Annotated in this window: 18 protein-coding genes; 6 read left to right on the top strand and 12 right to left on the bottom strand. The window is 30.9% G+C overall.

Going from position 1 to position 17,375, the window contains the following annotated elements; all coding sequences use genetic code 11:
* Genes CHB63_RS10005 through rsfS form a run of 3 tightly spaced genes read right to left on the bottom strand, consistent with a single transcriptional unit; the run spans position 1 to position 3,083 of the window.
* Positions 1-588 (bottom strand): LUD domain-containing protein, encoded by a 588-nt coding sequence (locus CHB63_RS10005; protein WP_089378325.1) that lies wholly within the window; start codon positions 586-588, stop codon positions 1-3.
* A gap of 43 nt (positions 589-631) precedes the next feature.
* Complete coding sequence (gene ftsH / locus CHB63_RS10000) at positions 632-2,680, bottom strand: ATP-dependent zinc metalloprotease FtsH (protein ID WP_089378324.1); 2,049 nt, start codon at positions 2,678-2,680, stop codon at positions 632-634.
* Positions 2,681-2,711: 31 nt separating this feature from the next.
* Entirely contained in the window at positions 2,712-3,083 is a 372-nt protein-coding gene (gene rsfS / locus CHB63_RS09995) for a ribosome silencing factor (RefSeq protein ID WP_089378323.1), read from the bottom strand.
* 89 nt (positions 3,084-3,172) lie between these two features.
* Between rsfS and CHB63_RS09990 the strand changes: the two genes are divergently transcribed.
* On the top strand, positions 3,173-3,910 hold the full coding sequence (locus CHB63_RS09990; protein ID WP_089378322.1) for a biotin--[acetyl-CoA-carboxylase] ligase: 738 nt from the start codon (positions 3,173-3,175) through the stop codon (positions 3,908-3,910).
* Between the two features lie 9 nt (positions 3,911-3,919).
* Here the strand turns inward: CHB63_RS09990 and CHB63_RS09985 are convergent, their stop codons facing one another.
* Together CHB63_RS09985 and pyrE are read right to left on the bottom strand one after the other, a co-directional pair.
* The gene (locus CHB63_RS09985) at positions 3,920-4,312 is read right to left on the bottom strand and encodes an orotate phosphoribosyltransferase (protein ID WP_089378321.1); all 393 of its coding nucleotides are present in this window, start codon (positions 4,310-4,312) and stop codon (positions 3,920-3,922) included.
* A 9-nt stretch (positions 4,313-4,321) separates the two neighbouring features.
* The gene (pyrE, locus tag CHB63_RS09980) at positions 4,322-4,963 is read right to left on the bottom strand and encodes an orotate phosphoribosyltransferase (protein ID WP_089378320.1); all 642 of its coding nucleotides are present in this window, start codon (positions 4,961-4,963) and stop codon (positions 4,322-4,324) included.
* A 7-nt stretch (positions 4,964-4,970) separates the two neighbouring features.
* Between pyrE and CHB63_RS09975 the strand changes: the two genes are divergently transcribed.
* Positions 4,971-5,552 (top strand): NUDIX hydrolase, encoded by a 582-nt coding sequence (locus CHB63_RS09975; RefSeq protein WP_245856896.1) that lies wholly within the window; start codon positions 4,971-4,973, stop codon positions 5,550-5,552.
* A gap of 129 nt (positions 5,553-5,681) precedes the next feature.
* Complete coding sequence (locus tag CHB63_RS09970; RefSeq protein WP_089378318.1) at positions 5,682-7,304, top strand: SulP family inorganic anion transporter; 1,623 nt, start codon at positions 5,682-5,684, stop codon at positions 7,302-7,304.
* Positions 7,305-7,334: 30 nt separating this feature from the next.
* Here the strand turns inward: CHB63_RS09970 and CHB63_RS09965 are convergent, their stop codons facing one another.
* The 6 genes from CHB63_RS09965 to CHB63_RS09940 form a co-directional block, all read right to left on the bottom strand.
* The gene (locus CHB63_RS09965) at positions 7,335-7,970 is read right to left on the bottom strand and encodes an NTP transferase domain-containing protein (RefSeq protein WP_089378317.1); all 636 of its coding nucleotides are present in this window, start codon (positions 7,968-7,970) and stop codon (positions 7,335-7,337) included.
* Complete coding sequence (xdhC, locus tag CHB63_RS09960; RefSeq protein ID WP_176420331.1) at positions 7,960-8,721, bottom strand: xanthine dehydrogenase accessory protein XdhC; 762 nt, start codon at positions 8,719-8,721, stop codon at positions 7,960-7,962. Before xdhC ends, CHB63_RS09965 begins: the two co-directional genes overlap by 11 nt.
* A 5-nt stretch (positions 8,722-8,726) precedes the next feature.
* Positions 8,727-10,919 (bottom strand): xanthine dehydrogenase family protein molybdopterin-binding subunit, encoded by a 2,193-nt coding sequence (locus CHB63_RS09955; protein ID WP_089378315.1) that lies wholly within the window; start codon positions 10,917-10,919, stop codon positions 8,727-8,729.
* A gap of 2 nt (positions 10,920-10,921) precedes the next feature.
* Entirely contained in the window at positions 10,922-11,380 is a 459-nt protein-coding gene (locus CHB63_RS09950) for a (2Fe-2S)-binding protein (RefSeq protein WP_089378314.1), read from the bottom strand.
* A 117-nt stretch (positions 11,381-11,497) separates the two neighbouring features.
* A complete protein-coding gene (locus CHB63_RS09945; RefSeq protein ID WP_089378313.1) occupies positions 11,498-12,082 on the bottom strand; it encodes a pseudouridine synthase in 585 nt (194 codons plus the stop codon).
* Entirely contained in the window at positions 12,069-14,390 is a 2,322-nt protein-coding gene (locus CHB63_RS09940) for a DNA topoisomerase 3 (protein WP_089378312.1), read from the bottom strand. Before CHB63_RS09940 ends, CHB63_RS09945 begins: the two co-directional genes overlap by 14 nt.
* Positions 14,391-14,614: 224 nt before the next feature.
* Between CHB63_RS09940 and lpxD the strand changes: the two genes are divergently transcribed.
* On the top strand, positions 14,615-15,607 hold the full coding sequence (gene lpxD, locus CHB63_RS09935) for a UDP-3-O-(3-hydroxymyristoyl)glucosamine N-acyltransferase (RefSeq protein WP_089378311.1): 993 nt from the start codon (positions 14,615-14,617) through the stop codon (positions 15,605-15,607).
* 79 nt (positions 15,608-15,686) lie between these two features.
* Complete coding sequence (locus CHB63_RS09930; RefSeq protein WP_089378310.1) at positions 15,687-16,166, top strand: hypothetical protein; 480 nt, start codon at positions 15,687-15,689, stop codon at positions 16,164-16,166.
* 124 nt (positions 16,167-16,290) lie between these two features.
* Here CHB63_RS09930 and CHB63_RS09925 read toward each other — a convergent pair whose 3' ends face one another.
* Complete coding sequence (locus CHB63_RS09925) at positions 16,291-16,650, bottom strand: winged helix-turn-helix transcriptional regulator (protein WP_089378309.1); 360 nt, start codon at positions 16,648-16,650, stop codon at positions 16,291-16,293.
* A gap of 108 nt (positions 16,651-16,758) precedes the next feature.
* Here CHB63_RS09925 and CHB63_RS09920 point away from each other — a divergent pair, with 108 nt between their 5' ends.
* Positions 16,759-17,337 carry a YceI family protein gene (locus tag CHB63_RS09920; RefSeq protein ID WP_089378308.1) on the top strand — a complete coding sequence of 193 codons (579 nt, stop codon included), beginning with the start codon at positions 16,759-16,761 and terminating at the stop codon, positions 17,335-17,337.
* Positions 17,338-17,375 lie beyond the last annotated feature (38 nt).

Raw genomic sequence — 17,375 nt, 5'->3', positions numbered from 1 at the left:
TTATAAATCTTCAAAAAGTAGTAAATATAAGTTTTTAGAATTTGTGTTTCCATAATTCATAAAATCATTGTCTTCACTGTTAGGATTGTAACTCTTAACAGCACTTATATTACTAGGAATATTGCCTTTATACCGTGTTTTTATCCCGGTTAAACTTTCGCCTTTGGATTTTACCAATTGGCTTGTTGTCGCATAAACAATAAAATTTTCAGCTAATTCAGAAATTTTATTTTCTTTTAATTGATTAGATGAAAATAAAATACTTCCATTTTCGGCAATTAAATGTTCACAACTTAAAAAAATTGGAAATAAATTTGAAAGTTTATCTGTTGTTTTAACCTTAATACTTTTAATGAGTTTTAATAAATCAATATCGTTGCAACTAACAGTATCCCAAGAATTTTCTTGAATAATATTAGATAAATTTAATGTTACTTCTTCTAAAGTTGTACAATACAAAAACTTACCATTATTTTTGATGAAATTTTTTACAAAAATTTGATCAAGTGGCAAGTTTTGTAAGTCTAAAGAAGCCTCTTCAGGTTCTTTTTCCTTTGGGGAATTAAATAATTTTTTGAAAAAACTCATTTATCTTATTGAATAAACTCAAAATTATAAAAAACTTATGAATTTACTCCTCCGTTTTTGATGAATTTTCATTTTCGGAGTTTTCTTCCGATTTTTTAGTTGTTTTTTCTTCTGATTTCCCCTCTGATTTCCCCTCTGATTTTTTAACCGATTTTTCTTTGCTAATTTTTTTAGGCTCCTCTTCTTCTTTGTCAAAAGGTCTTTTTCCAAAAATCACTTCCAAATCTTTTTTGAAAATCACTTCTTTTTCTAATAATAATTCAGCTAAAGTTATAAGCTTATCTTTATTTTCAGTTAAAATATCAATTGCTCTTTGATACTGTGTTTCAATAATTTCTGAAATTTCTTTATCGATAGTTTGAGCAGTTTGTTCACTATATGGCTTTGTGAAATTATAATCCGATTGACCTGTAGAATCATAATACGTAATATTACCAATCTTGTCATTTAAACCATAAACCGTTACCATTGCTCGTGCTTGTCTTGTAATTTTTTCAAGATCATTTAGCGCTCCCGTTGAAATTTTATCAAACATTATTTTTTCAGCGGCTCTACCAGCTAAAGTCGCACACATTTCATCTAACATTTGCTCCGATTGTACAATTTGTCGCTCTTCTGGTAAATACCAGGCAGCACCTAAGGATTGACCTCTTGGTACTATTGTAACTTTAACTAAAGGCGCAGCGTGCTCTAACATCCAACTTGCAGTTGCATGTCCAGCTTCGTGAAAAGCAATAGTTTTCTTTTCTTTAGGAGTAATTATTTTATTTTTCTTTTCAAGTCCACCTACAATTCTATCAACAGCATCTAAAAAATCTTGGTGATGTACAGCTTTTTTACCTTTACGGGCAGCAATTAAAGCCGCTTCATTACATAAGTTTGCAATATCAGCACCTGAAAATCCTGGTGTTTGTTGAGATAAAAATTCTAAATCAACATCTTTATGAAGTTTTATCGGTTTAATATGAACCTTAAATATTTCGGCACGTTCAGTTAAGTTAGGCAAATCAACATAAATTTGTCGGTCAAACCTTCCTGCACGCAATAGGGCTTTATCCAAAACATCAGCACGGTTAGTTGCGGCAATAACAATTACATTTGTATCTGTACCAAAACCATCCATTTCAGTTAGTAACTGATTTAAAGTATTTTCTCTTTCATCATTTCCACCAGTCATATTACTTTTTCCACGGGCTCTACCTACTGCATCAATTTCATCAATAAAAATAATTGAAGGCGCTTTTTGTTGTGCTTGTTTAAACAAATCTCTAACACGAGATGCTCCAACCCCAACAAACATTTCAACAAAATCTGAACCAGATAAAGAGAAAAAAGGCACATTTGCTTCTCCAGCAACAGCTTTGGCTAATAAGGTTTTACCAGTACCTGGAGGACCTACTAAAAGAGCTCCTTTTGGTATTTTACCTCCAAGAGAAGTATATCTATCCGGACTTTTTAAAAAATCAACAATTTCTTGTATTTCTTCTTTTGCACCCTCTAAACCAGCAACATCTTTAAAAGAAGTTTTTACTTTTTGGTCTTGATCAAATAATTTGGCTTTAGATTTTCCAATACTGAAAATTTGGCCACCGCCACCTCCAGAACCACCACCAGACATTCTTTTCATAAAATAAATCCACAAACCAATTAAAAAGATAAATGGTAAGTAAATAAATAATTGATCTAGCAAGTTGGTTTTTTCAATATTTGCAGAATCAAAATCTAAATCGTTAGCAATTCTTTCTTCACTTAATTCCTTCTCAAAATTTTGTAAATCACCAAAATCATAATAGTACATTGGTGAGTTACTTGAATAAAGCGAACCTTTATTCTTTTTATGTTTTTCTTTTTCTGAAGCCTCGCTTTTTATGTAAATATTAGCAATGTCTTTGTTAACAATAACAATTTTATCAATGTCATTATCTTTAAGAATTGTTTTAAATTCATTTTGACTTAAATTCTTTGTTGATAAACTTTCGCTGTTAAAAACTTGGTATACAACAAAAAGCACAAAAAGGATTCCATAAATCCAATAAAAGTTAAACTTAGGTGCTTTTATATTTTTAGATGTATTTTTTTTCTCTTTACTCATTTATAGTTTTTTCAATAAGTTGAAATAATAATTATTTTGAAGTTGGAATTAATGTGATTTTTGCATCACCCCAAAGGCTTTCAATATCATAATATTCGCGAATGTTTTTTTGAAAAACATGTACCACAACATTAACATAATCAATTAAAATCCATTCAGCATTTCCTTCACCTTCAACGTGCCAAGGTTTTTCCTGACATATTTTACCTACTTGTTTTTGTATAATTCCTGAAATAGCATTTACATGTGTATTCGAAGTTCCAGTAGCTACAATAAAATAATCACAAACTGTATTTTCAATATCTCGTAAATCTAAAACTTGCACGTCCTCACCTTTTATCTCATCAATTGCCTTTAAAATTACTGCTATTAAATCGTCTGCGCTTACATTTTTTTTTGTCATTAACTTTTTTTTATTTTGGTTACAAAGTTATTATTTTTTTATAATAAATAATCATTTCAGTAACTTTGTTAAATATACTAATTTTCTACATGAATATAATCAAACTTAGTGCCATTGATTCTACCAATTTATACTTAAAAACCTTGGTGTCTAAAAATGAATTAGAAAACTTCACAGTAGTTATTACAGATCATCAAAATTCGGGGCGAGGACAAATGGGTACCACTTGGTCTTCTGAGAGGGGTAAAAACCTGACATTTAGTATTTTAATTAGTCTACCCAGTTTTAAAATTGAAGAACAATTTTATTTAAGTATGGCAGTAGCATTAGGGATTTTAAATGTACTTAAAAAGGAAGCTGATTGTCCTTTTTGGGTAAAATGGCCCAACGACATTTTGGCAGTTAAGGACAAAGTAGCTGGTGTACTTATTGAAAATACAATTGGAGGTACATTTATTAAATATTCTATTGTTGGGATTGGTTTGAATGTGAATCAGGAAATATTCCCAAAAGATATTGATAATGTAACTTCATTAAATAATATTTCTAATAGAACCTTTGTTTTGGATGATCTGCTATCAAAATTATTAAAATCAATTGAGAATTTTGTTCAATATATTATAAGAAAGGAATATTTGGAACTTAAAAGAATGTATATAGTTGCGCTCTATAAATTTGAAAAACCCACAATGTTTAAAGATAATTTAGGGAATGTGTTTATAGGAAAAATAATTGATGTCTCCGAAAAAGGTCGGCTGATTGTAGAATTGGAAAATGAAAAAATTCGCAAATTCAATTTAAAAGAAATCAAATTTGCGAATCGTTAAAAAAGTTTACTAAGATAATTTACCAGCGTTCTCAGTAAGTGTATTAATAAATTTTTGAAGTGGGCTTTTAACCATCATTGCCATCATTGGGTTAAAATCACCTTCAAACAACAATTGAGCTTCACAAGTGCTTTCTGAAATTTTACTAATATTTGCCGTTAAAGAAAAGTCTAATTTACTACTTGCTGCACCTAAAACTATTTTATCAAATTCTTGTTTTTCTTTTACAACTAATCTAATTTCGGGCATTCCTTTTAAACCAAATATAAACGAGTCACCATCAACTTCAAATTTAGTGTTGTTTTCGGGCATTAATTGTTCAAAATTATTTAAGTCTGTTAAAAATTCAAAAAACTCTTTTTGAGATTTGTTAATAACGGATTTTTTAGTTTCTAATTTCATAATTTTATTTTATTGATTCCACTTACTTGGATTTTCTCTCCAGTTTTTAAGTGTTTCTAATTCTTTTTCTGAAATATAATTGCTGTCTAAAGATTGTTCTAATAGATGGTCGTAATCACTAAGTGTTGTTAGTTTTACGTCAGCATTTTTAAAGTTTTCTGCAGCAATATCAAATCCATAATTAAATATTGCAACCATTCCTTTAACATTTGCACCTTCTTCTTTTAATGCTTTAACAGCATTTAAACTACTTTTTCCAGTACTAATTAAGTCCTCAACAACTACTACGTTTTTGTTTTTATCTAAAAATCCTTCAATTTGATTTTTTCTACCGTGACTTTTTGGTTCGGGTCTAACATATATAAACGGAACATTCAAATGTTGTGCCACCAATACTCCAATCGCAATTGCACCAGTCGCAACACCAGCAATTACATCTGGTTTCCCATATTCTTTTTCAATAATGTCAGCTAAATTTTCTCTTAAATAATTTCTTATTTTAGGAAATGAAAGTGTTGTTCTATTATCACAATAAATTGGAGAATTCCAACCAGAAGCCCATTTAAATGGATTGTTTGGTTCTAATTTAATAGCTTTTATTTGTAATAAAAGTTCGGCTGTTTTTTTTGCAGTATCTTTGTTCATAATCATAATGCAAATGTATAAAGTTTTTGTGAATGACTGTCCAATAATATTGACAGATAATAAGAATATTTCATCAGTTTACAATATTGTTGAATTTAAAAGTGATAGAATATATCAAATTGTTGAACGTTTGTTTCAAAACGAATTAGGTGGTATTTGTTTATTATGCAGTAGTTTAAAGGATAATTGGGAAGCTTTTAAAAGCCAGTTTAAAATTCAGGAAGCGGCTGGAGGAAAAGTTTTGAATGCAAATAATGAGGTGCTTTTTATTTATAGATTTAATAAATGGGATTTGCCAAAAGGTAAATTAGAAAAAGGAGAAACAATTGAAGAAGGAGCAATAAGAGAGGTTCAAGAAGAGTGCGGAATCACCAACTTAGAAGTTGAAAATCAATTAGAAACTACGTATCATATTTTCACACGTAAAAACAAAATTATTTTAAAAATTACGTATTGGTTTTTAATGAAAACTGATTATACCGGTAAACTTACACCTCAAAAAGAAGAAGGCATAGAAGCTGTTATTTACAAAAGTAATAGTGAGATTAAAAAAGCATTAGAAAATACTTACGAGAACATAAAGTTATTGTTTTAATATGTTTTTATTAAATATTGGATCAAATTATAATAAATGAAGTTTAAACGATTTCGTTAACTAGCACTATTAAATTATTAGTACCCATCTAAAAAACCTATATTTGCCCCTTTTTGAAAATAACTCATTATGACTGAATTTATTAAGAAGCAAGTATCTAACGTACGGAACGATGTTTTATCTGGAATAACTGTAGCTTTAGCTTTGGTGCCAGAAGCGGTTGCATTTGCATTTGTTGCTGGTGTGGATCCATTAGTTGGTTTGTATGCTGCTTTTATTGTTGGATTAATTACATCTATTTTTGGCGGAAGACCAGGTATGATTTCTGGAGCAACTGGTGCATTGGCAGTGGTGATGGTTTCGCTGGTTTCTGAAGGAAATGCTTTAGGAAATCCGGGTGAAAATTTAGGATTGTATTATTTGTTTGCTACGGTTATTTTAATGGGAATCATACAAATTTTAGCAGGGGTTTTAAAACTTGGAAAATTCGTTCGTTTAATTCCTCACCCAGTAATGATGGGGTTTGTAAATGGTTTAGCAATTGTTATCTTTTTATCTCAATTGGGAATGTTCAAACAAACAATTGCTGGTGAAAAGGTTTGGTTGCAAGGAAGTCAATTATATTTAATGATTGGTTTAGTAGCGTTAACAATGTTAATAATGTGGGGATTACCTCAAATTAAACAAGCAAAAAAATTACCGGAAGCTTTAATTGCAATTTTAGTGGTTAGTTTTATCGCTATTTTTATGAACTTTGATGTTGCTACCGTTGGTTCATTTATTAAAGATGGTGGAGGAGAAGGATTAAAGGGAGGTTTACCAACGTTAAAATTAGAAACATTTTCTAAAATTCCATTCAATTGGGAATCTATAAAATTTATTTTGCCATATTCATTAATATTGGCAGCAATTGGTTTAATTGAATCATTAATGACTTTAAATTTAATTGATGATTTAACAGAAACTCGTGGTAATGGAAACAAAGAATGTATCGCTCAAGGTAGTGCAAATGTTGTTACCGGTTTATTTGGTGGTATGGGAGGTTGTGCTATGATTGGTCAATCTATTATCAATATAAAAGGTGGAGGTAGAGGAAGATTATCTGGTATTGTGGCAGCTGTTATGTTACTAATATTTATTCTTTTCGGTTCTTCATATATAGAGCAAGTTCCAATTGCAGCGCTAGTAGGTGTAATGTTTATGGTGGTTATAGGAACCTTTGCCTGGAGTAGTTTTAGAATTATGAACAAAATTCCCAGAGCAGATTTATTTGTATTGATTTTAGTTTCTGGATTAACTGTATTATTTGATTTAGCAATTGCAGTTATTGCGGGTGTTATAGTAAGTGCGTTGGTATTTTCTTGGGAAAGTGCAACACGTATTAGAGCTAGAAAAAGAATGAAAGAGGATGGTACTAAAATATATGAAATTTGGGGACCATTATTCTTTGGTTCAATAACTACTTTTTTAGATAAGTTTGATGTTAAAAACGATCCCGATAGTGTTGAAATTGATTTTGTAGAATCTCACGTAACAGATCATTCGGCTGTTGAAGCTATTTTTAATTTAGTTGAAAAATACGAAGCCGCTAATAAAACAATTCATTTAAAACATTTAAGTGAGGAGTGTAAGATTTTATTGTACAAATCGAGTCCTAAATTTAGAGAGGTTATTATTGAAGCTATTGATGATCCTCGTTATCATTTAGCTGCAAATCCAGAAGAATTTACAAAAGGTCTTTTTGAAAAATAAGAGTGTCGTATCTGCGCAGGCAGGTATCCATTAAATTTCAGATGCTGCTAAGAAAGAAATCCAATCTTTTTTAGTATTTAAATTATATAAAATTACCCTATCAAAAACTTCAATTATTGAAATTTTGATAGGGTTAATTTTTTTTAGCTGATAATCTAATCTAGCGTCTTTATTAGTAACTTTTATATTAATTAAACCATTCCAAAAAGAAGGATTCATTTTAATTGGGTGTCCTTTTTTACCTTCAAAAATTGGAACTACAATCTCATTTTTGGTAGCGATAATTTTATTTAATTCTGAAGTATTTAATATTGGAATATCTATATGGTTGAAAAGTATTTCTTTTGAAGATTCAATATTTTTTAAAACAGTTTGAAGTGTTGAAAAAGAACCTAACTCGGGAGTTTTGTTAATTATGGTTTTCACTAGTAAACCCTGAAAATCTACAAACTTAACTTGAGCTTTTTCAAGCCCGGGAATTGCATCAAAATAATGTTGAAAGTTATAACCTAAACCAATATAAACTTCTTGAATGTTTGATTTTGAAATTCTGTTTAACTGTTCTAAAATCCAAAAAGTTCGCTGGTATTTTAGCAATCCTTTGGCAACACCCATTCTTTCCGATTTTCCACCAGCTAACAGTACAAAAACGGGTTTATTTTCCATAATAAACCTTCAATAATTCGGCAGCTACACTAATGGCTATTTCTTTTGGTGTATTACCACCTAAATCTAAACCTACAGGACAATGAACTGGAGAAATACCTGCTTCAAAATTCAATTCATTTTTTAGCATATTATTGAACTTGTTCTTTTTGGTTTTGCTACCAATCAATCCAATATAGTTGGTTTCAGAATGCAAAGCCAAAGCGGTAATTTCAAAATCTAATTTGTGATCGTGTGTTAAAATTACCACATAACAATTTGGACCCCAATTAATAGTTTGTTTATACAAATCAAAATCGATATCGCTATAGTTAATGCTTTTATCAATTTTAATAGTGTTAATCCAATCTTTTCGACTATCTAATAAAGTTATGTTGAACGGAGTATCTTTTAAAACATTGCAAATTTCTATTCCAATATGTCCGGCACCAAAAAGGTATAATTCAGGAGCTTGATTCATAGGTTCTATTATTAGTTCTACAACTCCGCCACAACATTGCTCAAATTCAGGGCCAAGTGTATATTTAAAATCTTTTAACTGATTTTTATTTATCGCAATTACAGCCTCATCAATTACTTGAAATTCTAATTTTCCGCCTCCAATGGTTCCAAAAATTTCTTTTTGTTTGGTAACAATCATTTTTGACCCAACTCTACAAGGAGCAGATCCTAAAACCTTTGTAATAGTTACAAAAGCTATAGGCTGTTTTTTTTGTTTAAATTCTGAAAGTAACTCAATCCAATTATTCATAGGCATTAAACTAAACCATGATCTGATAAAGGTAAATTATGATAGCGTTTTCCAGTAACTTGATAAATGGCATTTATAATTGCAGGTGCAATTACGGGAACTCCAGGTTCGCCAACTCCAGTTGGGTTTTCATCGCTATCAACTATTTCTACATGAACTTTCGGAGCCTGATGTATTCGTGCCATTTGATAATCACTATAATTTCCTTGTTGTATTGCTCCATTTTTAGCAGTTATTTTACCGTAAAAAGCTAAAGAAATACCAAATACTGCAGAACCTTCCATTTGAGATTTAACAGTATCTCTGTTAACAACTGTTCCGCAATCTATAGCAGTAAATACATTATGAACTTGAACTTTATTATTTACAACAGATACTTCAACAATAGAAGCAACATAAGAATAAAAGCTATAGTGAACAGCTAAACCATATGCGTGACCTTTAGGAAGTTCTTTTCCCCATTCGGCATTTTTAGCAGCTATTTTTAATACATTTTTAAGTCTGGCAGTATTGTATTTTATAGGATCTTGGGTTTCTTCAATTCTATCTTTACCAATTAATTTTAATCTAAATTCAAGAGGATCTTCATTTGCTGCAATTGCTAATTCATCAGCAAAAACATTTAATGAAAAACCATGAGGAATATTGATTACCGATCTTAACCAACCAATTCTTACATGAGCTGGTGCCTGACCAACTTCAACTTTCATATTTTCTAATTCAAAAGGTACGTTTGAAGCGCTTCCAATTTCAAATCCAGCTGCATAATCGACACCGGGAGAGAAAGTTGAAACAATAGAAGGCAGTGCAAATCTATGCAGCCAGCCAGTTACATTTCCGTTTTTATTTAACGAAGCTTTTAAATATTGTGCGCTAACAGTATGGTAATAACCGTGTCTAATATCATCTTCTCTAGACCAAACTACTTGAGCTGGAGCATTAATTGCTTTTGAAATTGCAACGGCTTCAACAACATAATCCGGCTTCGATTTTCTTCCAAATCCACCACCTAAAAAAGTAACGTTAACAGTAACTTTTTCTCTATCTGTTTGTAAATATTCGACTACTTCTGTTCTTGAAGCCTGAGGTTCCTGAGTTGGAGCCCAAACTTCACAAGTATCACCTTGTACCCAAGCAACTGCATTTGGAACCTCCATAGGTGCATGTGCAAGATGTGGTAATTGAAATGTGCTTTCTACAATTTTATCAGCACCATTAAATGCCCTATTAACATTTCCAACATCTTTTGAAACCTTACCTTGTTTGTGAACATTTTCAGTAATTTGTTTCATATATTCATCAGAATCGTATACTTGATTGTCGCCAAAATCCCACTCTATTTTTAAGGCATCTCTTCCTTTAAAAGCAGCCCAGGTATTTGTAGCTACAACAGCAATTCCTCCAAGAGCACCAAAAGGTCTTTCAATTCTAGGGATTTCGATTACATCAATAACCCCGGCAATTTTTAAAGTTGCAGTTTTATCAAAAGATTTTACCGAACCAAAAGTAACCGGACAACGTGCAATTGCTGCAAATTTCATATTTGGTAAACGTTTATCCAAACCAAAAACAGCACTACCATTTGCATATTCTTCTACATCAATACTTCTTAAATGTTTTCCAATATATTTGAAATCTTTTGGGTTTTTAAAAGTTAATGTATCCTCAGCAGGAATTTCTAAAGTTTTAGCAATATGAACTAAATCACCAAAACCAATTTTTTTACCACTTGTGTGAAGTATGAAGTGATTTTCAGCGCTACATTCTTCTTCTGGAACTTGCCATTTTTGAGCAGCAGCGGAAATCAGCATAGCTCTAGCCATTGCTCCCATTTTCCGCATAGGTTCATATAAATAACGAATACTTCGAGAACCATCGGTATTTTGATCACCGTATTTTTTATCTCCAACAGCTTGTTTTATTGAAACTCTTGTCCAATCAGCATCCATTTCATCAGCAATTACAGATGGTAAAGAAGTTCTAACTCCGTTACCCATTTCCGATCGAGAAGCAACTAATATTAAACTTCCATCTGAATTTAACTGAACAAATAAATTTGGATTAAAATCGATTAAATTTTCTGGTGCTTTTTCTTTATCTGAAAAAACTGAAGTGTTACATGCTAAAATTAATCCACCAGATGCTAAACCAATACTTCTAACAAAACTTCTACGACTTATATTTTTAATAGTACTCATAATTAGTTTTGGTTTTTAAGTTCAACAGTTCTGTGAATCGCATTTTTAATACGTTGGTAAGTACCACATCTGCAAATATTTCCAATCATTGCTGCATTAATATCTTCATCTGTTGGATTGTCGTTTTTATCAAGTAGCGCAGTAGCTGCAATTAATTGTCCTGGCTGACAAAATCCACATTGAGGAACATTTAATTCAGCCCAGGATTCTTGCAATAATTGTAAGTTTCTTGATTCCCCTTCAATTGTTGTAATGTTTTTATCTTCAGCTACAGAAACAGGAATCATACAAGATTGAACTGGTGAATTATCCAATAAAACTTTACAAGACCCGCAAACACCTTCTCCGCATCCATATTTTGTTCCAGTGAGTCCTATTATATCTCTAATTGCCCAAAGTAAAGGCATAGTTGGGTCAACATCAATTTTATGTTTTTCCCCGTTTATACGAAGTGTAATCATTTGTTTTGATTTAATTAGTTAGATTAATTTAACAAGTTAATAATTATTATTGAAACTTAAAAAAGGGTTATTTGTGTTTAACAGAATCTTAACTAAATTAGGAGCAGTTTTAAATGATTAAGCAAAAAATTGAGTTGTTTCAATAATTTCTCCAGGCTGTAAATTATTAATTTTAATTGTTCCAATTCGAACTCTGACTAAACGTAAAGTTGGAAAACCTGCTATAGCTGTCATTTTTCTAACTTGTCTAAATTTTCCTTCAGTTAAAGTAACAGAAACCCAACTTGTGGGGCCGTGACGTTCATCTCTAATTTTTTTAGCACGTTCTGGTAATTTAGGCGTTTTTTCTAATTTTATAACACTACAATTCTTTGTTAAATATTTCCCTGTTTCGGTGCTAATTTCTATGCCATTTTTTAAAAGTTCAATAGCTTCTTGTGTTATTTCACCATCAACCTGAGCATAATATTCTTTTTCAATTTTGTTGCTTCTTATGAACTCACTTGTTTTGCCATCAGTAGTTAATAATAATAGACCTTCTGAGGGTTCATCTAAACGCCCAATTGCCATGGTGTTTTCAGGAAAATCATATAAGGTTCCCAACAACTTTTTCTTAGTCCGTTTTGTTTGATTGTTCACAAACTGACTCAAATAACCATACGGTTTAAATAGTATAAAATGCTGATGCTTAGTTTGTCCCATTTATAATAGCGTAAACTAATTCTTTTGAGAGTGTTTGCCCTGCTGCTTTTTTTCTGATGTTATCAAAACTAAAAATAAAATCACAACCATTTTTATATTCACTACAGCCATATGCAGTTTTACCTTTTAATACAGTTCCATTTTTACATTTTGGGCAACTAATTTTTTTAGGTACTTTGTTGCGGACATTTAGCGAAGTCGAAGTATTTTTTTCTTCCAATTTCAACTTAAAATTGTCATCAAAACGTACTAAACCATCTACTTTAATATTTTCAGTTTTAAATCCTTTTAAATTTACAGTACATCCTTTTTGGATTAATCGAATGTATTGATTTTCGGATATTTTCTTTTCTAAAAAGTTAAAAGGCAATCTTAAAGTACAACCATTTTTATAGTCGCTACAACCATATGCAGTTTTCCCTTTTATAATGGTTCCTTTTTTACATTTCGGGCATTTTTCTGAAGTTATTCCTGTCCCTTTTTTAGTTGTTTTATTTACAGCAGCAGAAATTTGTTTATTTGAAGCAGCAGTAACAGCAGAAATATTTGCTCTCACACTTTCTGAACGAACTTCATAAACTAACTGATCTACCATTTTTTTCATATTTTTTATAAAAGTACCGGCATTAAAAGTTCCTTGTTCAATTTCTTTTAGACGCTTTTCCCATCTACCAGTTAGTTCAGCTGATTTTAGCAACTCATTTTGAATAGTGTCAATTAGTTGAATTCCAGTAGAAGTTGGTAAAAGTTGTTTCTTTTTACGGACAATATATTTACGTTTAAAAAGTGTTTCAATAATATTTGCTCGGGTAGAAGGTCGTCCAATGCCATTCTCTTTCATAAGCTCACGTAAATCGTCATCATCAACTTGTTTTCCAGCAGTTTCCATTGCTCTTAAAAGCGTGGCTTCTGTAAAAATATTGGGCGGTTTTGTTTGTTTTTCCAAAAACGAAGGTTCGTGAGGACCTTTTTCGCCTTTTACAAAAGTTGGTAAAATTCCTGATTCTTTTTTATCGGCAGAATTAGAATTTTCAAAGACAACTCGCCAACCTTTTTTAATAATTTCTTTCCCAGTTGTTTTAAATGAAACATCAGCAGCCTTTCCAATTACTGCTGTATTTGAAACCGTACAATCATCGTAAAAAACAGCAATAAAGCGTTTTGTAATAATATCATAAACTTGCTGTTGATTGTATTGTAAGTTAATTTGAACGCCAGTTGGAATAATTGCGTGGTGATCTGTTACTTTTTTATCATTAAAAACTTTACTCGATTTTTTAATTTTTTTTGCTAGTAATGGTTGAGTTAAGGCACTATATTTTGTTAAGTTTTTTAAAATTCCAGCTACTTTAGGATATACATCATTAGGTAAAAAGGTAGTATCTACTCTTGGATACGTTACCGCTTTTTGTTCGTATAATTTCTGTACAATTTTTAAAGTTTCATCTGCAGAAAAGCCAAATTTATTATTACAATATACTTGTAAACCAGTTAAATCAAATAATTTTGGAGCGTATTCTTTTCCAGCTTTTTTGGTTATAGAAACAATTTCAAAATCACTTTCTTTAACTTTATTCGCTAAAATTTCACCATCTTCTTTTTTTAAGAATCTACCTTCTTCATAACTAAAAAGGGTTTCTCTATACAAGGTTTGTAGTTCCCAATAGGGTTGAGGTTTAAAATTTTCAATCTCTTTAAATCGGTTTACAACCATTGCCAATGTTGGAGTTTGCACACGACCAACTGATAATACTTGTTTATAGCCTCCGTGTTTTACAGTAAACAATCGTGTAGCATTCATTCCTAATAACCAATCTCCAATTGCTCTTGAAAAACCGGCATAAAACAAATTATCATAATTTTCAGAAGGTTTTAAGTTTTGAAATCCTTCTTTTATAGCTTCGGTAGTTAAAGACGAAATCCATAACCGTTCCACTTTACCTTTATAATTTGCCTGATTTATTACCCAGCGTTGAATGAGTTCACCTTCTTGCCCGGCATCTCCACAATTTATAATAACTTCTGCTTTATCAAATAAACTTTTTACAATATTAAATTGCTTTTGAATTCCAGCGTTTTCAACAACTTTGGTTTCAAATTTTTCAGGCAACATTGGTAAATTATTTAAGTCCCAACTTTTCCAATACGGTTTATAATCATTAGGTTCAAACAAAGTACATAAATGCCCAAATGTGTAGGTAACGGCATATCCATTACCTTCAAAATATCCATCGCGCTTAGTGTTAGCTCCTAAAACAGTGGCAATCTCACGCGCAACACTTGGTTTTTCCGCAATGCATACTTTCATTTAATAACTAATTTTAGAGTTTGCAAAATACGTATTTTTAGATAAAATAATAGAATTGTAATTGCCATTTATTTTGAAATTGAAAATGAATTAAATAGTGCGAAAATCTCCAGATATAAATCAAATAATAATTGAACTCAGGTTATTGTAAGCTGTTAAATTATTATATATTTAACAAAATAATTATCAAGCTCATTTTTATGAGCTAAAACAAATTTTATGGAATGAAGGAATTTACTATCAAAGAAATAAATGATATATTAAAGGGTGAAATAGTAGGAGATACAACTTTTAAAATTAATGGACCAGAACAATTGGAAAGAGCAACAACTAATCAAATTAGTTTTATTGGAAATAGAAAATATGTTAATTTATGGGAAACTTCAAAAGCTTGTGCTGCAATAATTAATGATAGTTTAGTTGTTGAGCCTGGAGAAAATAGGGCAATTATAAGAGTTAAAAATGCCGATTTGGCAATGGCAAAAATATTGGAGTTATTTAATCCTGATCCGCCAAAATTTGAGACAGATATTCATCCAACAGCTGTTGTACATGAATCAGCAATTATTGGTGAAGGCTGTAAAATCGGAGCAAATTGTTATGTTGGAAATGATGTTGTTTTAGGAGATGGAGTTGTTCTATATCCCAATGTTAGCATTTTTGATGAAACTACTATTGGAAATAATACGGTGGTTTGGTCTGGTACTGTAATTCGCGAACGTTGTGTAATTGGTAGCAATTGTATTTTTCATACAAATGTAAGTATTGGAGCAGATGGTTTTGGTTATAGACCAAGTGAAGACGGCAGAAGTTTGGTGAAAATACCACATATTGGCAACGTAATTATTGGTAATTATGTTGAAATTGGAGCGAGTTCTACAGTAGATCGTGGAAAGTTTAGTTCAACAATTCTTGGTGATGGTTGTAAAATAGATAATTTAGTGCAAATAGCACATAATTGTGTTTTAGGTAGATCGTGTATAATGGCTGGAAGCAGTGGTTTAGCTGGCTCAGTAACTTTAGGAGATGGTGTAATTATTGGAGGAAGTTCTTCAATAAAAGACCATTTAACAATTCACGCAGGTGCAGTAGTTGGTGGAGGTTCTGGAGTAATGAATGATGTTGCTGCCGGAAAATCTGTTGTTGGATATCCAGCCACGGATTCCAGAGATATGTTTAGACAGTGGGTAGCGTTACGAAAACTTGCAAAAGGTTAATTATTAAACTTTTATTAACTGCAATTTAATATTGAATTAAAATCTATATTTGTTATTATATTACTAATTATATTTAAAAATGTTAAAAGAATTAAAAGAAATAAAACCCGGTTATGGACTAGGTCCTCTTAAATTTGGAATGACCAGAGATGATGTGAAAACCATGCTAGGAGAACCTTCGTATATTGATAAATATTCGCATTCAGAAGAACCAAATGATGCAACTGAATCTTGGGAATATGATGAACTGGAATTATCTATTAGTTTTGATGAAGCTGAAAACTGGAGATTAATGATGATTTCTGTTACTTCAGATTTTTATGAATTAGAAGAAACTTCAGTAGTTGGTTTAAAAGAGAAAAAACTGATGGACGAATTGGACGAAATTGATTTAGGGTATCTTAATTTAGAAGATTGTTCTGACAGTGATAACGAAGATCATAAAGTGATTGAAGTTGATGAGAAATCAATTAATTTTTGGTTAACAAATGGGGTTTGTGATGAAGTGCAATGGTCTCCATTATTTATAGATGATGATACTATTAAATGGCCTAAATAATTTTAAAATATGTTTGTTGGTTATTAACCAGCAGCTTTTGCTTTAAAAGGAAAGAAAAAGGAGCATCCCTAGGGATGCTTTTTATTGCAACTCAATTTGTAGATAATAAAAGGGCTTAAATAAGTTATTTATGCAAAATATTTTCGCGGTGTTCAATACCCCATTCAACCATGGTGTCTAATACTCTATTAAAGGTTTTACCAGATTCTGTTAGTTCATATTCAACCATAACTGGTGTCGTATCATAAACAGTTCTTTTAACAATTCCGTTATTTTCTAAATCTTTCAACTCTTTTGAAAGCATTCGAGGTGTTATTTTTGTGATTTCCCTTTGTAACTCCTTGAAACGCTTTTTTCCATATAGTAATATTCCAATAATCGGCAGTTTCCATTTGCCATTTATTACATTTAAAGTATCATTAAGGGCAAGTATATATTGACTTGAACACCTCTTTATGGTTTCTAATTGTATTTCTTCTTTCATAATTAAATCTGTATGGTATACTTTAGTATATCGATATACTAAAGTATACTAGTTATTATTGTATACCAAAAGTACGTATTTTTGTACAATAAATCAAAACTAAAAAAAATGAAAAACACGATTAAAACTTTAACATTAGTAGCATTAGTTGCAATTATTACATTATCCTTTACTAAGATAGTAACAGAAAAAAAGATAATTAAAACAGAAAACAGCACAGTTGTTTGGAAAGGTTATAAAGTAACAGGGTCTCATGAAGGAACGATTAATTTAAAATCAGGCTCATTAAATTTTGAAGAAAATGCTTTATCCGGAGGAGAATTTGTAATTGATATGACAACAATTGTAAATACAGATATGGAAGGTGAATACAAAGGAAAGTTAGAAGGTCATTTAAAATCTGATGATTTCTTTGGAATTGAAAATTTTCCTTCATCAACATTAGTCTTCACTAGTGTCAATGCAAAAGGGAAAAACTCATATGTTGTAACCGGAGATTTAACAATTAAAGGAAAAACAAACCCAATTACATTTGAGATTTCAATTTATGGAAATAAAGCGACTGCATCATTAAAAATTGACAGAACTAAATATGATATAAAATACGGTTCAAGCAATTTCTTTGATGATTTGAAAGACAAAGCTATTTATGATGAATTCGATTTAGTTGTGGATTTGCAATTCTAATAATTTTAAAATAAAAGTTAAAAAAGAGACTTTTTTTT

The organism is Lutibacter flavus (assembly GCF_900188355.1).
GTDB lineage: Bacteria > Bacteroidota > Bacteroidia > Flavobacteriales > Flavobacteriaceae > Lutibacter > Lutibacter flavus.
The sequence above is the reverse complement of the archived record's forward strand: the minus strand, read 5'-3'. Positions and strand labels throughout refer to the sequence as shown.